18 protein-coding genes are annotated in these 18,136 nt (G+C 70.8%); 5 read left to right on the top strand and 13 right to left on the bottom strand.

The window, feature by feature from the left end; genetic code table 11:
* Positions 1 to 46: 46 nt before the first annotated feature.
* On the top strand, positions 47 to 544 hold the full coding sequence (locus tag OP497_RS02265; RefSeq protein WP_280546205.1) for an Lrp/AsnC family transcriptional regulator: 498 nt from the start codon (positions 47 to 49) through the stop codon (positions 542 to 544).
* On the opposite strand, the gene OP497_RS02260 is transcribed toward OP497_RS02265, so the two are convergent.
* From OP497_RS02260 to OP497_RS02215, 10 genes are read right to left on the bottom strand one after another with little or no spacing between them, the layout of a single operon-like run.
* Positions 541 to 1,041: a hydrogenase maturation protease gene (locus OP497_RS02260; RefSeq protein WP_280546204.1), complete on the bottom strand. Its 501-nt coding sequence runs from the start codon at positions 1,039 to 1,041 to the stop codon at positions 541 to 543. The two genes, OP497_RS02265 and OP497_RS02260, sit on opposite strands and share 4 nt — an antisense overlap.
* On the bottom strand, positions 1,025 to 2,326 hold the full coding sequence (locus OP497_RS02255; protein ID WP_280546202.1) for a Ni/Fe hydrogenase subunit alpha: 1,302 nt from the start codon (positions 2,324 to 2,326) through the stop codon (positions 1,025 to 1,027). Before OP497_RS02255 ends, OP497_RS02260 begins: the two co-directional genes overlap by 17 nt.
* On the bottom strand, positions 2,323 to 3,144 hold the full coding sequence (locus OP497_RS02250) for a sulfhydrogenase subunit delta (RefSeq protein WP_280546201.1): 822 nt from the start codon (positions 3,142 to 3,144) through the stop codon (positions 2,323 to 2,325). Before OP497_RS02250 ends, OP497_RS02255 begins: the two co-directional genes overlap by 4 nt.
* A gap of 2 nt (positions 3,145 to 3,146) precedes the next feature.
* Positions 3,147 to 3,980: an FAD/NAD(P)-binding protein gene (locus tag OP497_RS02245; RefSeq protein ID WP_280546200.1), complete on the bottom strand. Its 834-nt coding sequence runs from the start codon at positions 3,978 to 3,980 to the stop codon at positions 3,147 to 3,149.
* Positions 3,977 to 5,143, bottom strand: coding sequence for a 4Fe-4S dicluster domain-containing protein (locus OP497_RS02240; protein WP_280546199.1), 1,167 nt, complete (start codon positions 5,141 to 5,143; stop codon positions 3,977 to 3,979). The genes OP497_RS02245 and OP497_RS02240 overlap by 4 nt, the downstream gene beginning before the upstream one ends.
* Before the next feature lie 48 nt (positions 5,144 to 5,191).
* The gene (gene hypE, locus OP497_RS02235) at positions 5,192 to 6,220 is read right to left on the bottom strand and encodes a hydrogenase expression/formation protein HypE (RefSeq protein ID WP_280546197.1); all 1,029 of its coding nucleotides are present in this window, start codon (positions 6,218 to 6,220) and stop codon (positions 5,192 to 5,194) included.
* Positions 6,221 to 9,715, bottom strand: a complete 3,495-nt coding sequence (hypF, locus tag OP497_RS02230) for a carbamoyltransferase HypF (RefSeq protein WP_280546195.1) — start codon at positions 9,713 to 9,715, stop codon at positions 6,221 to 6,223.
* A 3-nt stretch (positions 9,716 to 9,718) separates the two neighbouring features.
* Positions 9,719 to 10,504 (bottom strand): hydrogenase nickel incorporation protein HypB, encoded by a 786-nt coding sequence (gene hypB / locus OP497_RS02225; RefSeq protein WP_280546194.1) that lies wholly within the window; start codon positions 10,502 to 10,504, stop codon positions 9,719 to 9,721.
* A gap of 13 nt (positions 10,505 to 10,517) precedes the next feature.
* Entirely contained in the window at positions 10,518 to 10,883 is a 366-nt protein-coding gene (locus tag OP497_RS02220; RefSeq protein WP_280546193.1) for a hydrogenase maturation nickel metallochaperone HypA, read from the bottom strand.
* Positions 10,876 to 11,136 (bottom strand): HypC/HybG/HupF family hydrogenase formation chaperone, encoded by a 261-nt coding sequence (locus OP497_RS02215; RefSeq protein ID WP_280546392.1) that lies wholly within the window; start codon positions 11,134 to 11,136, stop codon positions 10,876 to 10,878. The genes OP497_RS02220 and OP497_RS02215 overlap by 8 nt, the downstream gene beginning before the upstream one ends.
* Positions 11,137 to 11,459: 323 nt before the next feature.
* On the opposite strand from OP497_RS02215, the gene dbpA reads away from it, so the two are divergent.
* From dbpA to OP497_RS02200, 3 genes are all read left to right on the top strand, one after another.
* Positions 11,460 to 12,854 carry an ATP-dependent RNA helicase DbpA gene (gene dbpA, locus OP497_RS02210; protein WP_280546192.1) on the top strand — a complete coding sequence of 465 codons (1,395 nt, stop codon included), beginning with the start codon at positions 11,460 to 11,462 and terminating at the stop codon, positions 12,852 to 12,854.
* Between the two features lie 65 nt (positions 12,855 to 12,919).
* Complete coding sequence (locus OP497_RS02205) at positions 12,920 to 13,822, top strand: PA4780 family RIO1-like protein kinase (RefSeq protein WP_280546191.1); 903 nt, start codon at positions 12,920 to 12,922, stop codon at positions 13,820 to 13,822.
* Between the two features lie 97 nt (positions 13,823 to 13,919).
* Positions 13,920 to 14,354 (top strand): DUF4399 domain-containing protein, encoded by a 435-nt coding sequence (locus OP497_RS02200; RefSeq protein WP_280546190.1) that lies wholly within the window; start codon positions 13,920 to 13,922, stop codon positions 14,352 to 14,354.
* Between the two features lie 99 nt (positions 14,355 to 14,453).
* Here OP497_RS02200 and OP497_RS02195 read toward each other — a convergent pair whose 3' ends face one another.
* On the bottom strand, positions 14,454 to 15,182 hold the full coding sequence (locus OP497_RS02195; RefSeq protein WP_280546189.1) for a YebC/PmpR family DNA-binding transcriptional regulator: 729 nt from the start codon (positions 15,180 to 15,182) through the stop codon (positions 14,454 to 14,456).
* A gap of 150 nt (positions 15,183 to 15,332) precedes the next feature.
* Between OP497_RS02195 and OP497_RS02190 the strand changes: the two genes are divergently transcribed.
* The gene (locus OP497_RS02190) at positions 15,333 to 16,523 is read left to right on the top strand and encodes a Xaa-Pro peptidase family protein (protein WP_280546188.1); all 1,191 of its coding nucleotides are present in this window, start codon (positions 15,333 to 15,335) and stop codon (positions 16,521 to 16,523) included.
* Between the two features lie 84 nt (positions 16,524 to 16,607).
* Here the strand turns inward: OP497_RS02190 and OP497_RS02185 are convergent, their stop codons facing one another.
* Complete coding sequence (locus OP497_RS02185) at positions 16,608 to 16,865, bottom strand: acyl carrier protein (RefSeq protein ID WP_280546187.1); 258 nt, start codon at positions 16,863 to 16,865, stop codon at positions 16,608 to 16,610.
* On the bottom strand, positions 16,853 to 18,109 hold the full coding sequence (locus OP497_RS02180) for a dihydrolipoamide acetyltransferase family protein (protein ID WP_280546185.1): 1,257 nt from the start codon (positions 18,107 to 18,109) through the stop codon (positions 16,853 to 16,855). The genes OP497_RS02185 and OP497_RS02180 overlap by 13 nt, the downstream gene beginning before the upstream one ends.
* Positions 18,110 to 18,136 lie beyond the last annotated feature (27 nt).

Raw genomic sequence — 18,136 nt, 5'->3', positions numbered from 1 at the left:
TATAGTTGGTAGAAGATGCCAATTAAGAATGAGGGAGTGAAGGTTCATGTCAAGCTATCGGCTGGATACCATCGACCGCCGCATCCTGGCGGCGCTGCAGCGCGATGCCCGGCTGACCAACGTCCAGCTGGCGGAGGAGGTGAGCCTATCGCCCTCGCCCTGCCTGCGCCGGGTGCGCCAGCTGGAGGCGGCGGGGCTGATTCGCGGCTACCACGCCGAGCTGGACCGCGGTGGGGTGGGCCTCGGCCTCACCGTTTTCGTCGGCATCAAGGTGGAGCGCCACCACGAGGCTCAGGCCAACGCCTTCCGCGAGGCGGTCGTGGCGCTTCCGGAGGTGGTCTCCGCTCACCTGGTGTCGGGGGAGTCGGACTTCCTGCTGCAGGTGGTGGTGGCGGATCTGGCGGCCTACGAGCACTTCCTGACCGGGACCCTGCTGCGCCTGCCGGGCGTCAGCGACATCCGCAGCAACTTCGCCATCCAGACCGTCAAGGAGCACGGCCCGCTGCCGTTGACACGGCTCGAGGACGAGGGCCGGGGCGCCTAGCCGACATCGAGCCAGCTCAGCACCGCCGCGTGGAGTCGCCGGGCCTGGGCGGCGTCGAGCCGCGACGGTGGCGCGTCGGGGGCGGCGCCCGCCGGCATCTCGATGCCGATGATGCGGATGCCCGCCCGGAAGAGCCCCAGGGCCTCGACCAGCGCCAGGGTGCCCGCCAGGTCGAGGCCATGGGAAGAAAGCGAAGAGAGAGAGGCGGCGGTCTCGGGGAGTTCTCCCGGCGCGAAGATCCTGAGGGTGCCGGGTGGCCCCTGGCCCCGCATGGCATCGACCAGCAGCAGGCGGTCGCTCGCCGTCACCGCATGGAGGAAGAGGTCGACGGGCTGGGCGAGGCAGTCGACGCTGACGTCGTCGCGGCCGGCCAACGCCTCGCGCAGGCCATCGGCGGCGAGCCAGCCGAGCCGGTCCCCGCCATGGGGCGAGCCGAGGCCGAAGAGATAGGCATGGCCCGCCGGCCGACCAGCGGCCATGTCATCTACGTGTGGCATGGAAGTCCAGGAAGTGGGTGGCGCAGGAGATGCAGGGGTCGTAGTTGCGGATCACCATCTCGCCGTGCAGCCGCAGGGCGTCGTCGTCGCGTTCCAGGCCGAACCGCGTCAGGCTCGCCGCGAGGTCCGCCTCCATGCGCGCCTGGTTCTGGCTGGTCGGCGGGACGATCCGCGCCTCCACGACCCGGGCCTCCCCGTCGAGCGCGTAGCGATGCCAGAGGATGCCGCGCGGGGCCTCGGTGCAGCCGACGCCGACGCCGGCCCGGGTCGGCACCTCGACACGGGGTTCGGCGACGGGGTCATAGCCCTCGGTGAGGCGTAGCGCCTCGGCGAGGGCCAGATGGATCTCCACCGCCCGGGCCACGATGCTGTGGAACATGTTGCGACTGGGGAAGGCCACGCCGCAGTCGTCGAGCAGCTGCCTCGTCTCGGCGGGCAGCCGGTCGAGGTTGTTGTTGAGGCGGGCCAGCGGGCCGACCAGGTAGGGATGGCCGTCGAGCTGGGCGTGCAGGGCGGTGGAGTGGGGGACCTGGAACTCGCGGACGTGCTGCTCGAAGTCGGCCGGGGCGATGTCGAGCCCCTGGTCGGAGACGATGCGGCCCGCGGTGATGGGGTAGTCGTGATCATGGCGCAGCGAGACGGAGACGAACGCCTGGTCGTCCTCGGGGATGGGGAGTCCGGCCGTCCAGGCGATCAGCTCGCGGGCCTCCTCGAGGCCTTCCGCCAGGCGCTGTCGAAGGGCCTCGATGGTGGCCGCCTCGGGGGCATGGAAGAAGCCGCCGGGACAGATACCGACCGGGTGCACCGAGCGGCCGCCGAAGGTGCGGAGGATCTCGTTGCCGAGCCCCTGGAGCCGCAGGCCGCGGCGCACCTCGTCCGGGTAGTCCCGGGCCATCGCCGGGGCGCTCTCGTAGCCGAGGAAGTCGGGGGCGGCCAGCAGGTGGATGTGCAGGCTGTGGCTCTGCAGCCACTCGCCGCAGTACATCACCCGGCGCATCGCCTCCACCCAAGGGGTGGGGGTGACGCCGAGGATCGACTCGATCGCCGCCACCGCACTCATCTGGTAGGCCACGGGGCAGATGCCGCAGATGCGGGCCACGCTGTCGATCACGTCCTGGGTGCTGCGCCCCTCGAGCAGCTTCTCGAACAGCCGGGGCGGCTCGAAGATCCGCAGTTTCAACTCTTCGATCCGGCCGGCCTCGATGCGAAGGTCCAGGGCGCCCTCGCCCTCGACCCGTGCCAGGATGGGCACATGGATCTCGCCGGTTCGCGTGGTGCGACTCATCCCTGCTCCTCCTCGCTGCCCTGACGCTGGATGACCCGTGCCTGCCAGTCCAGGCCTTCACTCCGGAACGGCTCGGCATGACCGTTGATGAACAGCAGGCGCCGGGCGATGTCGCCTGCCGGCATGCCGGTATCGGCCAGGTGGCTGGCCAGTGCCGAGACGTTGGCCTGCACGGCGGGCCCGTAGCAGGCGTAGCAGTCGCGCTGAAAGCGGGGGCAGATCGCGCCGCAGCCGGTGCTGGTGACCGGGCCCATGCAGGGCCGGCCCTGGGCGACCATCACGCACACCGCCTGCTGGCGCTTGCACTCCATGCACACCGCACTGTGGTCGACCCGGGGCAGGTGGCCGGCCAGCAGCGACTTGGTGGCACCGAGCACCTGTTCGCCGCTGACCGGGCAGCCCCAGAGCTCCAGGTCGACCCTGACGCTCTCGGCAATCGGGGTCGAGTCGGCGAGCAGGTCGATATGCTCGGGCTGGGCATAGACCCCGGCCACCCACTCGTCGGCGTCATGGAGGTTGCGCAGCGCCTGGATGCCGCCGGCGGTGGCGCAGGCGCCGATGGTGACCAGGAAGCGGCTGCGCTGGCGGATGCCGCTCAGGCGTGCGGCGTCCTGGGAGGTGGCCACGCTGCCCTCGACGAAGGCGATGTCGACCTCTGCCTCCTCGTCGACCGGGCCGGCCTCGGCGAAGTGCAGGATATCGACCGTCTCGGCCAGGGCCAGCAGGGGCTCGCCCAGGTTGAGGAAGGCCAGCTGGCAGCCGTCGCAGGAGCTGAACTTGTGCACGGCGATGCGTGGGCGGCGGGTCGCGGTGGTCATGGTCAGACTCCCTTGTGCGAGAGGTAGGGCGCCAGTTCGCGGCAGGTGAAGACCGGGCCGTCACGGCACACGAACTTGGGCCCCAGTTGGCAGCGGCCGCAGGAGCCGATGGCGCAGTGCATGTTGCGCTCCATGCTGAGCCAGATCCGCTCTTCTGGCACCTCGCGCTCGCGCATCGCCTTGATCACCGCCCGCATCATGCCCTCGGGGCCGCAGATGAAGACCGAGCAGCGCGCCGGGTCGAAGGCGATGCGCTCGAAGAACTGGGTCACCGGGCCGGTATGCCAGGGCCAGAAGGTGTCGCCGGTGTCGGCGGTCAGGTAGACCTCGACGTCCGGGTGACGGCGCCAGGCGTCGTAGCGGTCGCGCCAGATCAGGTCGTTGGAGTGCTTGACCCCCTGGATGATATGCATCCGGCCGTAGCGTCCGCGGCGGTGCAGGACGTACTCGATCAGCGAGACCGACGGGGCGCAGCCCAGTCCGCCGGTGACGATCACCAGGTCGGTGCCCTCGGCCTCGTCCGTGGGCCAGCCGCGGCCGTAGGGGCCGCGCAGGCCGAGCCGGTCGCCGACCTCGAGCCGCCCCAGGTTACGGGTGACCGAGCCGACCTTGCGGATGGTGTGGTCGATCATCGTCCGCTCGTCGGGGTCGGAGACGATGGAGATCGGCACCTCGCCCATGCCCGGCAGGTAGAGCATGTTGAACTGGCCCATCGAGAAGCGGTAGGCGGCCTGCACCTCGGGGTCGGTGAAGCGCAGCTGCAGGCTGAACATGTCCGGGGTCTCGTCCCTGCAGCCGACGACCTCGGCCTCGAAGGGCACCAGCGCGCTGGTCATGATTGGCCCTCCCCGTCGGGCGCCTTGGGGGGCGCGTCTTCGGGCGCCTTGGGAGGCGCGTTTTCGGGCGCCTTGGAAAGCGCGGCCAGTTCCTCGATCACGTCGATGCCCACCGGGCACCAGGCGATGCAGCGGCCGCAGCCCACGCAGCCGCTGCGGCCATACTGCTCCACCCAGGTGCCGAACTTGTGGGTCAGCCACTGGCGATAGCGCTGGGGCCGCTCGGCGCGGATGACGGTGCCATGGATGTAGCTGTGGTCGGGGTCGAAGCAGCTGCCCCACTGCCGGCCGTGCTCGGACGTCTTCCCGTCCAGGGAGAGCTCGTCGACGTGGGTCTGGCAGAAGCAGGTGGGGCAGACCGCGGTGCAGTTGCCGCAGGTCAGGCAGCGGTCGTTGAGGCTCTGCCAATGCGGATGCTCGACGGCCGCCTGCAGCATCTCCGGCAGCGAGCCCTCGGGCAGGCGTCGCGTCTGCTGGTTGGTCGCCCGCTCGATGCCGGCCTCCACCTGCTCGAGCTGGTCATGGCTTGCCAGCGTCGTCTCCAGGGCGTCCAGGATGGCCAGGCCCTCCTGGGAGTGGGCCTCCACCACGAAGCCGTCGTCGAGTTCCGAGAGCGCCAGGTCGAAGCCGTGCTGGACTCGCGGGCCGTCGCCGGTGGCGGTGCAGAAGCAGGTGGCGGCGGAGCGCATGCAGTTGACGGCGACCAGGAAGAGGTTGCGGCGTCGCTCGCGGTAGTGCGGGTCGGGATGGGCGTCATGCAGGAAGTGGCGGTCATGGACCGCCAGCGCCGCGAGGTCGCAGGCCCGCACGCCGATGACCGCCATCGGCTGGGCTTCGGGGGGCTGCTCGCGGAACACCAGGCGGCCGTCGGGCTGTCGCTCGCTTCGCCACAGGGTCTCGCGAGGGGCAAAGGTCAGCGGCTTGATCGCCTGGGGGCCCGTGGCCCAGTCGAAGACGCGTCCGGAATCGGTGTGCTCGAGCCGGTAGCGGCCGCGGGCCTGGTCATCGATGATCCCGACAGGCAGCTGCTCCACCGTCGAGAGGGGCTCGAAGAGGATGGCATGATCGTGCACCCGGGGCCCGATGACCTCATAGCCCGCCTCCACCAGCCGGTCGAGGAGTGACTGGAGGCGCTCGCGGGCGAGAAAGTGCCGTACCTTCATGGTGGCGTGTCCCGTTCAATGGTCGTCAGGTGGCCGGTACCGCCACGCTCAGCAGATGCGTGGCAGCGGGTCGTCCTCCAGCTCCTGCAGGAGGCGCTCGCCGCCCCACTCGTTGACCAGCAGCAGCCGGTCGTGGTGCGGGTCGAGCGTGCCGATCCGCTGCGCCCCTCGCCCCTGCGGGAGCGCCTGCCAGCGGTGCAGGGCTTCGTCGGCCTGCTCCTCGGCCACGATGGCGACCACCCGCCCCTCGCAGGCGAGATAGAGGGGGTCGTAGCCCAGCATGTCGCAGACGCTGCGCACGCTGCCGCGGATCGGCAGCCGTGGCTCCTCGAGCGTCACGCCGAGCCCCGTGGCCTGGATCACCTCATGCAGCACCGTCGCCAGGCCGCCGCGGGTCGGGTCGCGCATGAAGCGCAGGCCGGGCATCGTCAGCAGGGCCCGGGTCAGGGGCAGCACGCTGGCGCTGTCGGAGGCCAGGTTGCCGCTCAGGCCGAATTCCTCGCGGGCCAGCATCACGGCAATGCCGTGGTCGCCCAGCGGCCCGCTGACCAGCACCGCATCCCCGGCACGAATGCCGCGGGTGCCGAGGGCCAGCCCGGGGGGCCGCGTGCCGATCCCGGACACGCCGAAGTAGAGCCCGCCGCAGAGCCCGCGCGGCAGTACCTTGGTGTCGCCGGCCACCACCTGGACATCGCAGGCCCGGGCGGCCTTGGCCAGGCTGGCGACGATCCGCTCGAGGGCCTCGAGCGGCAGCCCCTCCTCCAGGAAGGCATTGAGGCTCAGGTAGCGCGGGGTTGCCCCGCAGACGGCGAGGTCGTTGACAGTGCCGTGCACCGCCAGGCTGCCGATGTCGCCCCCGGCGAAGAACAGCGGCTGCACGGTGACCCCGTCGCTGGTGAAGACCAGCTCATGGTCGCCATCCGGGAAGGGGGGCAGGATGGCGGCATCGGCCAGCGGCGCCAGCCAGGGATTGCCCAGCTGGCGGACGAACACCGCATCGATCAGCTGGCGCATGAGGCGCCCGCCATTGCCGTGGGCCAGGGTGATGGTGGCCGTGTCGGGACCGGGCTGGGTCACTCACTCCTCCTCTTGCCGTGACAGTCGGGCCAGGCACTCCATGACCTGGCCGACGCTGATGGCGGCGTCGTTGCAGGGCAGCCGCTCGTGCAGCAGCACCCTGAAGCCGTCCTCCTCCAGGGCTGCCACGGCCGCCTCGGTCAGTCGGCGATTCTGGAACACGCCGCCGGTCAGGCCGAGGGTCGTTACCCCCGAGGCGTCCCGGGCCGCCCCGGCCTGGCGTCGCAGCACCCGGACCAGGGTGGCATGGAAGTCCGCGGCGCGCCGTTCCGGGGCGAGGCGTGCGTCATGGAGGTGACGGATCAGCGGGCGCCAGTCACAGCGTAGCACCCCGGCCGGGTCGCGATGGTGCGGCAGGTCAAGGCCCTGGCCGTCGCCGTCGGCCAGGGCCTCGAGCCGCATGGCGGCCTGGGCCTCGTGGCTGACTCGGGGCATCGGGACCAGCAGGGCCGCGGCGGCATCGAACAGCCGGCCCACGGCGGAACAGGCGGGGGCGTTGAGGCGCCGCTCCCAGGCCGCTCGCAGCAGGGCCAGCTCCTCGTCGGTGCCCTCGGCGACCGGCCCCTCGAGGCCGCTCTGCCAGCTCAGGGTGGTGGCCAGGCGCCAGGGCTCCCGAATCGCCGCCTCCCCGCCGGGCAGGGCAAAGGGCGCGAACGAGGCATGGCGTTGCCAGCGGCCGGGTCGGCCGAGCAGGGCCTCGCCGCCCCACAGGGTGTCGTCCGGGCCCAGCCCGGTACCGTCCCAGGTGAACACCAGGGTCGGCTCCCGGAAGCGGCCGTGCTCCCCGCACAGGGCGGCGGCATGGGCGTGGTGGTGGGCGACCTCCCGGCATGCCAGGCCGCTGTCGCGGGCCCAACGGGTGCTGTGGTAGCCGCGGTGGGCATCGTGCAGGACGAGCTCGGGGCGCACGCCATACAGCCCGGCCAGGGTCTCGATCTGCCGCGCGAAGGCCTGCTGGGTGCGCAGCGCCGAGAGCTCGCCGATGTGCGGCGACAGCACCAGCCGCGCCTCCCAGGCCAGGCAGACCGTGCTCTTCTGCTGGGCACCCACGGCGAGCAGGGCCCGGGACTCTGGCAAGGACAGTCGCCAGGGCAGCTCGAGCTCGAGGGGCGTGCTGCCCCGCCCCGGGCGCAGCGGGCGGGCCCTGCCGGCTATGGGCCGCCGGATGCCGTCATCCACGGGGTGCAGGATGGGGCGGTCATGGTGCAGGAAGGCATCGGCTACCCGGCCCAGGCGCCGTTCCGCCATGGCCCGGTCGGCGATGATCGGCTCGCCGGCGACATTGGCCGAGGTGGCGACCAGCGGGCGCGCCAGGGCCTCCAGCAGCAGGTGGTGCAGGGGCGCATAGGGCAGCAGCACGCCGACCTCGTCGAGCCCGGGAGCGAGGCCCGCCTCGAGCCCGTGGTCGGCGCGCAGCGGAAGCAGCACCACCGGCCGCTCGTCGGCGAGCAGGGCCTCGGCGGCCGCTGGCTCCAGCCGGGCATGGCGGCGCACGGCCCCCAGGCCGTCCTCGCCCTGCCACGGGACCATCACGGCGAACGGCTTGTGCGGCCGGTGTTTGCGCTCGCGCAGGGTCGCCAGCGCCGCCGGGTTGCCGGCATCGGCCATCAGGTGGTAGCCACCGACCCCCTTCACGGCGACGATCCGGCCATCGGCCAGCGCCGCGATGGCGGCCGCCAGCGCCTCCCGCGGGTCCGACAGCGTCCGCTCGCCCTGCACGAAGCCCTCGACAAACGTCAGCCGCGGCCCGCACTGCGGACAGCCGATCGACTGGGCATGGAATCGCCGGTTATCCGGGTCGTCGTATTCCCGCTGGCACTCGCGGCAGAGCGGAAAGGCCTTGAGGCTGGTACGCGCTCGGTCGTAGGGCAGCCGTTCGATCACGCTGTAGCGCGGGCCGCACTGGTCGCAGTGGGTGAAGGGGTAGCCGTGGTGGCGGTCCTGCGGGTCGTGCATCTCCGCCAGGCAGGCCGGGCACACCGGGGTGTCCAGTGGCAGGTGGATCGCGCCGCCCGGGTCGCCGTCGCTTTGCTGGATCACGAATGGTCGGGCCGCGTTCGGCCGGGCCGTGCTCGGCGGGCTCAGCGTCGCCGGGATCGTCTCGCGCCCCGCCAGGCGCGGTCGCGCCAGCCGCGGGGCATCAATGAGCAGTGCCCGCTCGAAGGCAACCAGGCGGTCGGCGCTTCCCTGGGCCTCGATCACCACCTTGCCGCCGCTGTTGCGCACCTGGCCCGCGAGTTCCAGCCGGCTGGCCAGCCGCTGGACGAAGGGCCGGAACCCCACGCCCTGGACCACGCCGGCCAGCACCCAGCGTCGTGCCTCCTGGCCGGGCGTTGGCTCGGCCGGGGCTGTCTCGACCGGGGTGGCGGCGATCCGCCCGGCGGGCGCTTCCTGCGCCGACCGGACGCCGTGGCTCCACCAGATCCGGCAGGCGCCTTCCTCGGAGACCATGCAGGGGCCCACGGGGGTGTCCGGCCGACAGGCGCTGCCGTAGAGCCGGCACTGCGGTGGCCGGATCCGCCCCAGCACCACCTCGGCGCAGTCGCAGCCGGGCGGCATCTCGCCGCGTCGCGCATAGGCGGCCTCGAACACCCCGGGAAAGTGTCGGCGGGCATCACGCTCGGCCAGCGCCGCCGTGCAGCCGTAGCCGGAGTCGGGCAGGGTGCCGATGCCGCGCCACTCGGCATCGGTGATCTCGAACACCGAGGCCATCAGCGCCTGTGCCCGGCGGTTACCGTCGGCGGTGACGCACTGCGGGTAGGCGTTGTCGAGCCGCGGGGCCCGGTCGAGCGCCTGCTGGAACACGGCATGCAGGCCCGCCAGGATCAGGCCGGGGGTGAAGCCGGCCACGGCGGTGGGCAGGCCATGCGCCTCGGGCACGAAACGCCACTGCTCGGCGCCCATGATGGTGGCCACATGCCCCGGGGCGATCAGTGCATCGAAGCCCGGCGCGCCGTCCTCCAGCAGGTGGGCGATGGCCGGCCAGGTCTGGCGGGCGCTGAGCAGCAGCAGCAGGTTGTCCGGCAGGTCCATGCGGGAGAAGAGGGCGGCGATCGGCGCCGTGGTCGTCTCGAAGCCGGCGGCGAAGAACACCACCCGCTTTCCGGGATGCTGGCGGGCCAGGGCCAGCACCTCGCCGGGGGAGGCGACCGGGACCACCCGGCCGCCGAGGGCGCGGGCGGCCTGCAGGGAGCGCGGTTCCCGCCGGGGGGCGTTGCAGGGCACGCGCACCATGTCGCCGAAGGTGGCGACGATCACGTCGTCCGCGAGGCTCAGGGCCACCGCGGCATGGATGTCCTCCTCGGGGCAGACGCAGACGGGGCAGCCCGGCCCGGGGATCAGCTCCAGGTAGTCGGGCAGCACCTTGCGCAGGCCGGCATGGGTGATGGTGCGCTCGTGGCCGCCGCAGACGTTCATGACCCGCAGGCGACCCGATGCCGGGCGGGGCAGGGCGCGTATCCGGTCCAGCCACTCGCCGGGGGTAGTGACCGCCATGGTTCAGGCGAGACCTTGGGGACGGGACAGCAGGCACGCACCCTCGGCGGGAGGCGCCGGGCGGAAGGGCCGGCGCCGCTCGGCCAGGCCGGCCTCGAGCCAGGCGAGCCAGGCATCGAGCGGCCCCGACTTGCTGCTCAGCGCCATCACCGGGGCGGCGGAGGCGAGCCGGTGCATGTGCGCCGCCACCGCCTCGACGTCGAAGTCGTCGAGGACCGGCAGCAGGTCGGTCTTGGTGATCAGCACCAGGTCGCTTGCGCGGAACATGACCGGGTACTTGAGCGGCTTGTCGTCGCCCTCCGGCGTCGAGAGCAGGGTGACGTTGGCATGCTGGCCCAGGTCGAAGCTCGCGGGGCAGACCAGGTTGCCGACGTTCTCGATGAACAGGATGTCCAGCGCGTCCAGCGGCAGCGCGTGGGCCGCGCTGTGCACCATGGCGGCATCCAGGTGGCAGGCACTGCCGGTGGTGATCTGGACCGCGGGCACGCCCCTGGCGCGGATGCGGCGGGCATCGTTCTCGGTTTCCAGGTCGCCCTCGATCACCGCCAGGCGGTAGCGGGCGCCTAGCGCCTCGATGGTGGCCTCCAGCAGGCGGGTCTTGCCGGCGCCGGGGGAGGACATGAGGTTGACGACCAGCAGCCCGGTGCGGTCGAAGTGCTCGCGATTATGGCGCGCGACCTCGTCGTTGTGGGCCTTCAAGCCCTCGAGGACCTCCACGGTATGGACGTCGTGCTCGGTCGAGGCGTGTTGCAGGTGGTCGGGAAGGGCGCAGCCGCAGGTCTGGCACACGATGGGGCTCCTGTTATCCGGTCGGGGGGAGAGGGGTGTCGGCGAGGTCGACGCTGACCAGCAGGAGCTCGTCGCCGCCGGTCAGCCGGGTCTGCCAGTGCCCGCAACGCGGGCAGCTCAGGTCGTTGACGCTGGCCTCGGCCTCCTGCCGGCAGCGGGGGCAGTGCACCCGGACCGGACACCTGGCCATCTCCAGCCGCGCGCCCTCGGCGGCGGTATGGCGGCTGGCCAGCGGAAAGGCCTCGCGCATCAGCGCGGCCTCGACCCCGGAGAGCGGCCCGATGCGCAGGCAGACGCGGCGGATGCGCAGCGCACCGTGCTCGGCGGCGACCCGGCTGGCCTGGCGGACCAGCGAGCGACACAGGCTCAGTTCATGCATGGCCGAGGGCTCCGTCGTCCGTCTCTGCGGGGGTGGCGTCGTCCATCTCGTCGAGCAGTCGCCAGGTCGCCAGGGCATCCTCGGGGTCCAGTCGCTGGAGGGCGTAGCCGACATGCACGATGACGAAGTCGCCCACGACGAGGGCCTGATCCTGGATCAGCATCAGGTCGATGTCGCGCTCGATGCCGCGGGAAGCCGCGCGCGCCGTGTCGCCGTCGAGGCGAGTGATCTGCATGGGAATCGCCAGGCACATGATCCGCGTCGGCCCCTTTGTCATGTGGCGTGATGGTCGCGGGTGGCATCAGCCCACCCTGCCATTGACTATACCTGCCATTGACTATAGAAGATGGGGCGCCGTTAGACATGGCTCTGCCCGGAAGCGGGGCAGCCTCCTCGGCGAGGCGTGCACCGAATGTCGTGGCAACGCCACCGATCCGGGTGATGCGCGCCACTTTCTGCTATCCTGGCCGTCTTCATCTTTGCTCCCACGGCACTCGCTCCCACAGTACTGCCCGACGGCTCCCGCCGTCTCCGCGTCTCGTTTCGGTGCCCGCTTCCTCTTGCAGGTCTATCCACGTGTCTGATTCCTCTCCCGATTTCGCCACGCTCTCGCTGGCACCGGAACTGCTGGCCAACCTCGATTCGCTGGGCTATCACGCCATGACGCCGATCCAGGCCGAGAGCCTGCCGCCCATGCTGGCGGGCCGCGATGTGATCGCTCGGGCGAAGACCGGCTCGGGCAAGACCGCCGCCTTCGGCCTGGCGCTGCTGTCACGGCTGTCGGTGGCGGACTTCCGGGTGCAGGGGCTGGTGCTCTGCCCGACCCGCGAGCTGGCGGACCAGGTGGCCGGTGAGATCCGTCGCCTGGCGCGCAGCCTGCCCAACGTCAAGGTGCTGACCCTGTGCGGCGGGGCCCCGCTGGGGCCTCAGCTGTCCTCGCTGGAGCATGGCGCGCACCTCGTCGTCGGCACGCCGGGGCGGGTGGAGGAACACCTGCGCAAGGGTTCGCTGGCCCTGGGGGCGCTCGAGACCCTGGTGCTGGACGAGGCCGATCGCATGCTCGATATGGGCTTCCAGGCGGCCATGGAGGCGATCATCGCCGCGACCCCGGCGAGCCGCCAGATGCTGCTGTTCAGCGCCACCTTCGCCGAGGGCATCAGGCCCATCGCCGAGCGGTTGATGCATGAGCCGGTCAGCGTGGAGGTGGCCGAGCCCCACGACGCCACCACGATCCGCCAGCACTTCTATCGGGTGGCGGACGAGTCGGCCCGCTTCGAGGCGCTGCGTCGCCTGCTGCTGCACTTTCGGCCTTCTTCCAGCGTGGTGTTCTGCAATACCAAGCGCGAGACCGACGAGGTCGCGGACGCCCTGAACGACGCGGGCTTCAGCGCACTGGCGCTGCATGGCGACCTGGAGCAACGCGACCGCGACCGCCTGCTGGTGCTGTTCGCCAACGGCAGCGCCTCGATCCTGGTGGCCACCGACGTGGCCGCGCGCGGACTGGACATCGACACCCTGGATGCGGTGTTCAACTATCGCATCGCCCGCGAGCTCGAGGTGCATGTCCACCGCGTCGGGCGCACCGGCCGGGCCGGCGGCTCCGGGACGGCCTGTACCCTGCTCACCGAGCAGGAGGACTACCGGCTGGCGCGCCTCGCCGAGCTGCTCGGCGAGGCGCTGGAGACCGAGCCACTGCCCTCTCGCGCGGTGCTGGAGCGCCAGCCCTACCGTCCCGCCATGGCGACCCTGCAGCTCGGCGGCGGCAAGAAGCAGAAGCTGCGACCCGGCGACATCCTCGGTGCCCTGACGGGCGAGGGGGGGATCGCCGGGGAGCAGGTCGGCAAGATCAAGGTGCTCGCCAACAGCGCCTACGTGGCCGTGCGGCGCGATGTCGCCGCGGCGGCCCTCGACCAGTTGGGCAACGGCAAGCTCAAGGGGCGCACCTTTCGTGCCCGCCGCATCAGCCGCTGACCATAAAGGAAACGTGATACGCCCGCGGGATACCCAGCCGCCGGGTTCTATGCCAACGTGGTGACATGAAGATACCCAAGAGATTGCAACCGCTGGTCGACGACGGCCTGATCGACGTGGTCGAGAGCCAGCTGATGAGTGGCAAGGAAGCCCAGGTGTATGTGGTGCGCTCCCATGGCGAGCGTTGCTGTGCCAAGGTCTTCAAGGAGGCCAAGCAGCGCAGCTTCAAGCAGGCCGTGCAGTACCAGGAAGGACGCAAGGAGCGCAACAGTCGTCGGTCCCGGGCGATGGCCAAGAAGACCCGTTATGGCCAGAAGGAACAGGAACAGGCCTGGCTCAACGCCGAGGTCGATGCCCTTTATCGGCTGGCGGCGGCGGACGTGCGGGTGCCCCAACCGCATAGCTTCGTCGACGGCGTGCTGCTGATGGAGATGATCACCGATGCCGAGGGCCTGAACGCGCCGCGGCTGGACGACGTGACCCTGACGGCCGACGAGGCCCGGGCCCATTACGCCAAGGTGATCGGTGACGTGGTGCGCATGCTGTGTGCCGGCCTGATCCATGGTGACCTGTCCGAGTTCAATGTGCTGCTCTCCACGGATGGCCCGGTGATCATCGACCTGCCTCAGGCGGTGGATGCCGCCGGCAACAACAGCGCTGAAATGATGTTCGAGCGCGATGTCGACAACATGCGCCGCTACTTCGGCCGCTTCGCCCCGGAGCTGCTGGCCACTGATTACGGCAAGGAGATCTGGGCGCTCTATGAAGCCGGCGACCTGCAGCCGGATAGCCCGCTGACCGGCTGCTTCGAGCACGACACCAGTGCCGTGGATGTGGACGAGCTGATGACCGTGATCGACGATGTCCGCGAGGAGGAGACTGAGCGCCGCGCCGCTCTGTCCCGCGACGATGAGCCGGGCGTCGAGGAAGCCGCCGAGGCCTGGCGGGAGTCCCACGGCGAGCGCTGAGGCCCGTGCTCGCGTCGCTCCCGGTGCCTGGCTCGACTATGCTGTAGGCGAGCGTCGCCCGACGCGGGCGACCCCGGTCAACGACGAGGAGACGGCAATGAATAAGTGGATAGCGGGCCTGGCCCTGGCGGGCGGCGTGCTGCTGGCCGGTCCGGCCCTGGCCCAGATGGAACGCGCCACGGCCCCGGCGGGCACCGAGGTCTACTTCATCTCGCCACAGGAGGGAGCCACCGTCGAGAGCCCGCTGACCGTGCGCATGGGCCTCAAGGGCATGGGCGTGGCGCCCGCCGGCACCCAGGCCGATGGCACCGGCCACCACCACCTGCTGGTGGACACGCCGCTGGACGAGGTGGAACTCGACCGGCCCCTGCCGGCCAATGATGCGATGCGCCACTTCGGCGGCGGCCAGACCGAGACCACCCTGGAACTCGAGCCCGGCGAGCATACCCTGCAGCTGCTGTTCATGGATGCCAACCATCTCAGCTTCGCCCCTCCGGTGACCTCCGGCCCCCTCACCATCACGGTGGAGTGATCCGCCCCAGCCGGGCAGGCGTGGGGACAGACCTGGCAGAACAAGGAGCCGTTCGAGGCCGAGTCGATGGGCATCGCCTACATGCTGGCCGGCGGCACCTCACGCCTCGCTGGCTATCTCGGCGTTGTGGAAGACGTTCTGCACGTCGTCCAGGTCGTTGAGGGTGTCGAGCAGCTTCTCGAACATCGCCACGTCGTCGCCCTCGACCGGGGTCACGGTCTGGGGCACGAACTGGATCTCGTCGACCTCGAAGTCGAGCTCGCCGAAGGCATCGAGCAGCGCCTGCTTGGCCTTGGCATACTCGGTATGGGGGGCGAAGACGGTGATATGACCGTCCTCGCTTTCGATGTCGGTGACGTCGACATCGGCCTCCATCAACGCTTCGAGGGTGGCCTCCTCGTCATCGCCCGGGAAGGCCAGGATGGCGCAGTGATCGAACATGTGGCTGACGCTGCCGGGGGTGCCGAGCTTGCTCTTGGCCTTGGTGAAGCAGGCACGCACGTCGCCGAAGGTGCGGTTCGGGTTGTCGGTCAGGCACTCGACGATGACCATGCAATTGCCCGGCCCGAAGCCCTCGTAGCGGGCCGGCGAGAAGTCCTCGCCACCCACGCCGGAGGCCTTGTCCAGGGCCTTGTCGATCACGTGGCTGGGCACCTGGTCCTTCTTGGCGCGCTCGATCAGGCCGCGCAGCGAGAGATTGCCCGAGGGGTCGGTGCCGCCCTGCTTAGCGCAGACGTAGATCTCGCGACCGTACTTGCTGTAAACCTTGGTCTTGGCGTCGGCCGTCTTGGCCATGGATTCCTTGCGGTTCTGGAAGGCCCTGCCCATTGCATTGTCCTGTGGCGTCGAAACACGAGGCTGGATTCTACGAAACCGGGGCGGAGGCGAACAGGGATATTTTGCCGCGATTCCCGGGGGACCTGACGGCCGTCATGACTACACTGGCAGGGAGTCTCGTCCACCCAGGAGCGTCATCCGATGGATCATCACGCCTACCGCCATGCGCTGGCCGACTGCCTCGCCGAGAGCGAGTTGCCCTTTGCCGCCGAGGAGTTCGCGGTACGGCGCCGCCGCGTGCGACAGGCCATGCAGGCCGCCGGGCTCGAGGCGCTGCTGCTGACCGACCCCGCCGACATCTTCTACCTGACCGGCTACCACACCTTCGAGGTCTCGGTTTACACCTGCCTGGTCGTCTCCGACGACCGGCTGGTGTTGCAGGTGCCCTCCATCGAGACCGGCCCGGCCGTGGTCACCGCCTCGGTTGACGAGATCCTGGGCTATCGCTGGGAAGGCATCGAGGAGGTGATCGCGCCGCTGGCCGAGATCCTCGCCCCCTTCCATGCCATCGGCCTGGATGTCTTCGGGGCCGGCCTGCGCTTCGGCGTCATCCGTGAGCTGCAGGCACGCCTGGGCAGTGGGCGCTTCCGCGACGACGGCGGCGAGCTGCTCGACCGCATCCGCATCGTCAAGACGCTGGCGGAGCTTGACTGCCTGCGCGAGAGCGCGCGGATCACCGCCGCCGGCTTGCAGGCGGCCATCGAGGTCATCGCGCCCGGGGTCACCGACAACGATGTCGCGGCGGAAGGCAGCCGGGCGCTGCTGGCGGCCGGCAGCGAGTTCATGAGCCTGCAGCCTATCGTCACCACCGGCCGGCGCATCAGCGTCATCCACGTCAATCACAAGCGCCATGTGATCGCCGCGGACGAACCGGTGTTCCTGGAGTTCGGTTCGGCCTTTCACCGCTACACCGCGCCGATGATGCGCACCGCCGTGGCCGGCCGGGCCAGCACCGAGATGCAGGCGCTGCGCGATGTCTGTCGCGAGATGTTCGAGGCGCTGACCGCCGCGATGCGCCCCGGCCACAGCTTCGATGATGCCGCCTGTGCCGCCGAGGCGGTGCTGGCGCCCCACGCCGAGCGCGTGTTCTTCTCGGGGGTGTTCGGCTATGCGGTGGGGGCCCAGTTCCCGCCGAGCTGGGTCGAGGGCACCGGCTACATCGCCCGCGGCCAGCATCGCGAGTTCGCCGCCGACATGGTCTTCCACCTGCCGCTCTGCCTGCGGCTGCCGGGGCAGTGGGGCATCGGCCTCAGCGACACCGTGCGGGTCACCCCCGAGGGGGGCCAGCCGCTCACCGACAACGACTGGCAGCTGCACGAGCGGGGACGCTGAGGGAGGCCAACGCCATGCGCGCTGCGAAGGCGATCTTGACCGGCCTGGCGCTCTCGATGGCCGGCCTTGTTTGGCGGCCCTGGCTCAGGCGGTGAGCCGCCTCTCCAGGTAGTCGATCAGGCCGTCCAGGGTGGCGAGCTCGTGGTAGTCGCTCTCCGGCACGCTGACGCCGAGGCGCTTCTCGAGGTCGACCAGGATGTTGAGGAAGTCGAAGGAGTCGATCTCCAGCGCCTCCCGCCAGGGGCGGCCGGGGGGCAGCGAGTCGACGTCGGCCTCGGGGGCCACCGCCAGGATACAGTCGACGACGGTATCGTGGAGGGTGTCGCGGCTCAGGTGGGCCATAGGCGCTCGGGCTCCGTCAGCAGGTCGGTGAGTCGGGTCAGGAAGCGCGCGCCGAGGGCGCCGTCGGTGACCCGGTGGTCGGCGGCCAGCGAGGCGTGCAGGCAGCGGGCGGCCACCACCTGGCCGTCGCGGACCCAGGGCCGTTCGGCGATGCGCCCGAAGCCGACCAGCGCCACCTGGGGCGGGTAGATGACCCCCTGGACGCTCTCCACGCCCAGGTCGCCCAGGTTGGTGACCGTAAGGCCGGCGGCGGTGAGCTCGGAGCTGCGTAGCCGGTCCTGGCGGGCGCGGGTCAGCAGGTCGCGCAGCGCGGCCATCATGGCGTCCGGCGCGAGCCGGTCGGCGTCGTGCAGCGCCGGGGCCACCAGCCCGCCGCCGCGCAGGGCGATGGCCACCCCAGGGTGCACCCCCTCGGCCGGCTGGAAGGCGTCGTCGCGATACCAGCCGTTGAGCTCCGGCACCGCCTCGAGCGCCAGCGCCACGGCGCGCAGCTGCAGCACCGGGAAGATCAGCCGCTCGGCCACCGGGCGTTCGGCGTTATGGGCCTCGAGCCAGGCCATCGCCGGTTCCACGCAGAGGGTGTTGCCCAGGTAGTAGTGGGGGATCTCGCGCTTGGAGCGGGCCATGGCGGCGGCGATGGCCTGGCGCATGGCGGCGTGGGTGTCGGTCGTAGAGACCCGGGAGGAAGGGGCGGCTTGCTTCTCCGCGGCCGGCCGGGTCGCGCGCTCGATATCCTCCAGGGTGATGCTGCCCCCGACACCGCTGCCGCGAACGCCTGCCGGGTCGAGGTCCAGTTCGGCGGCGCGCTTGCGCGCGGCGGGAGAGATGCGCAGCCGCTCGCCGGCGGCCACGTCCGGCGCCGCCGTCGTAGGTGGCGGTGAGAGGTCGGGCGCCCGGGGCGAAGGCGCCTGGGGCGCTTCGGGTATGGGGTGCTCGGCCGGCGCCTCCCGGCCGGCGGCCTCGCCCTGGGCTTTTTCGCCTTCGGCTTTTTTGTCCTCGGCTTTTTCGCCTTCGGCAAGGATCACCGCCAGCACCTCGCCCACCGGGACCTTCTGGCCTTCCTCCGCCACCAGCCGTTCCACGGTGCCGGTCTCCCAGACCTCCACGTCGATGGCGCCCTTCTGGGTCTCGACCACGCAGACGATCTGTCCGCGCTCGACCCGATCGCCGGGCTGGATGTTCCACTCGACCAGGGTACCGCTCTCCATGTCGGCGCCCAGCGAGGGCATGCGGAACTCGCTCATGGGTGCCTCCCTCCTGCCCGTCTTGCC

It is taken from the genome of Halomonas sp. 11-S5, assembly GCF_029889825.1.
Lineage (GTDB): Bacteria > Pseudomonadota > Gammaproteobacteria > Pseudomonadales > Halomonadaceae > Halomonas.
This window is presented reverse-complemented; position numbering and strand designations above follow the sequence as displayed.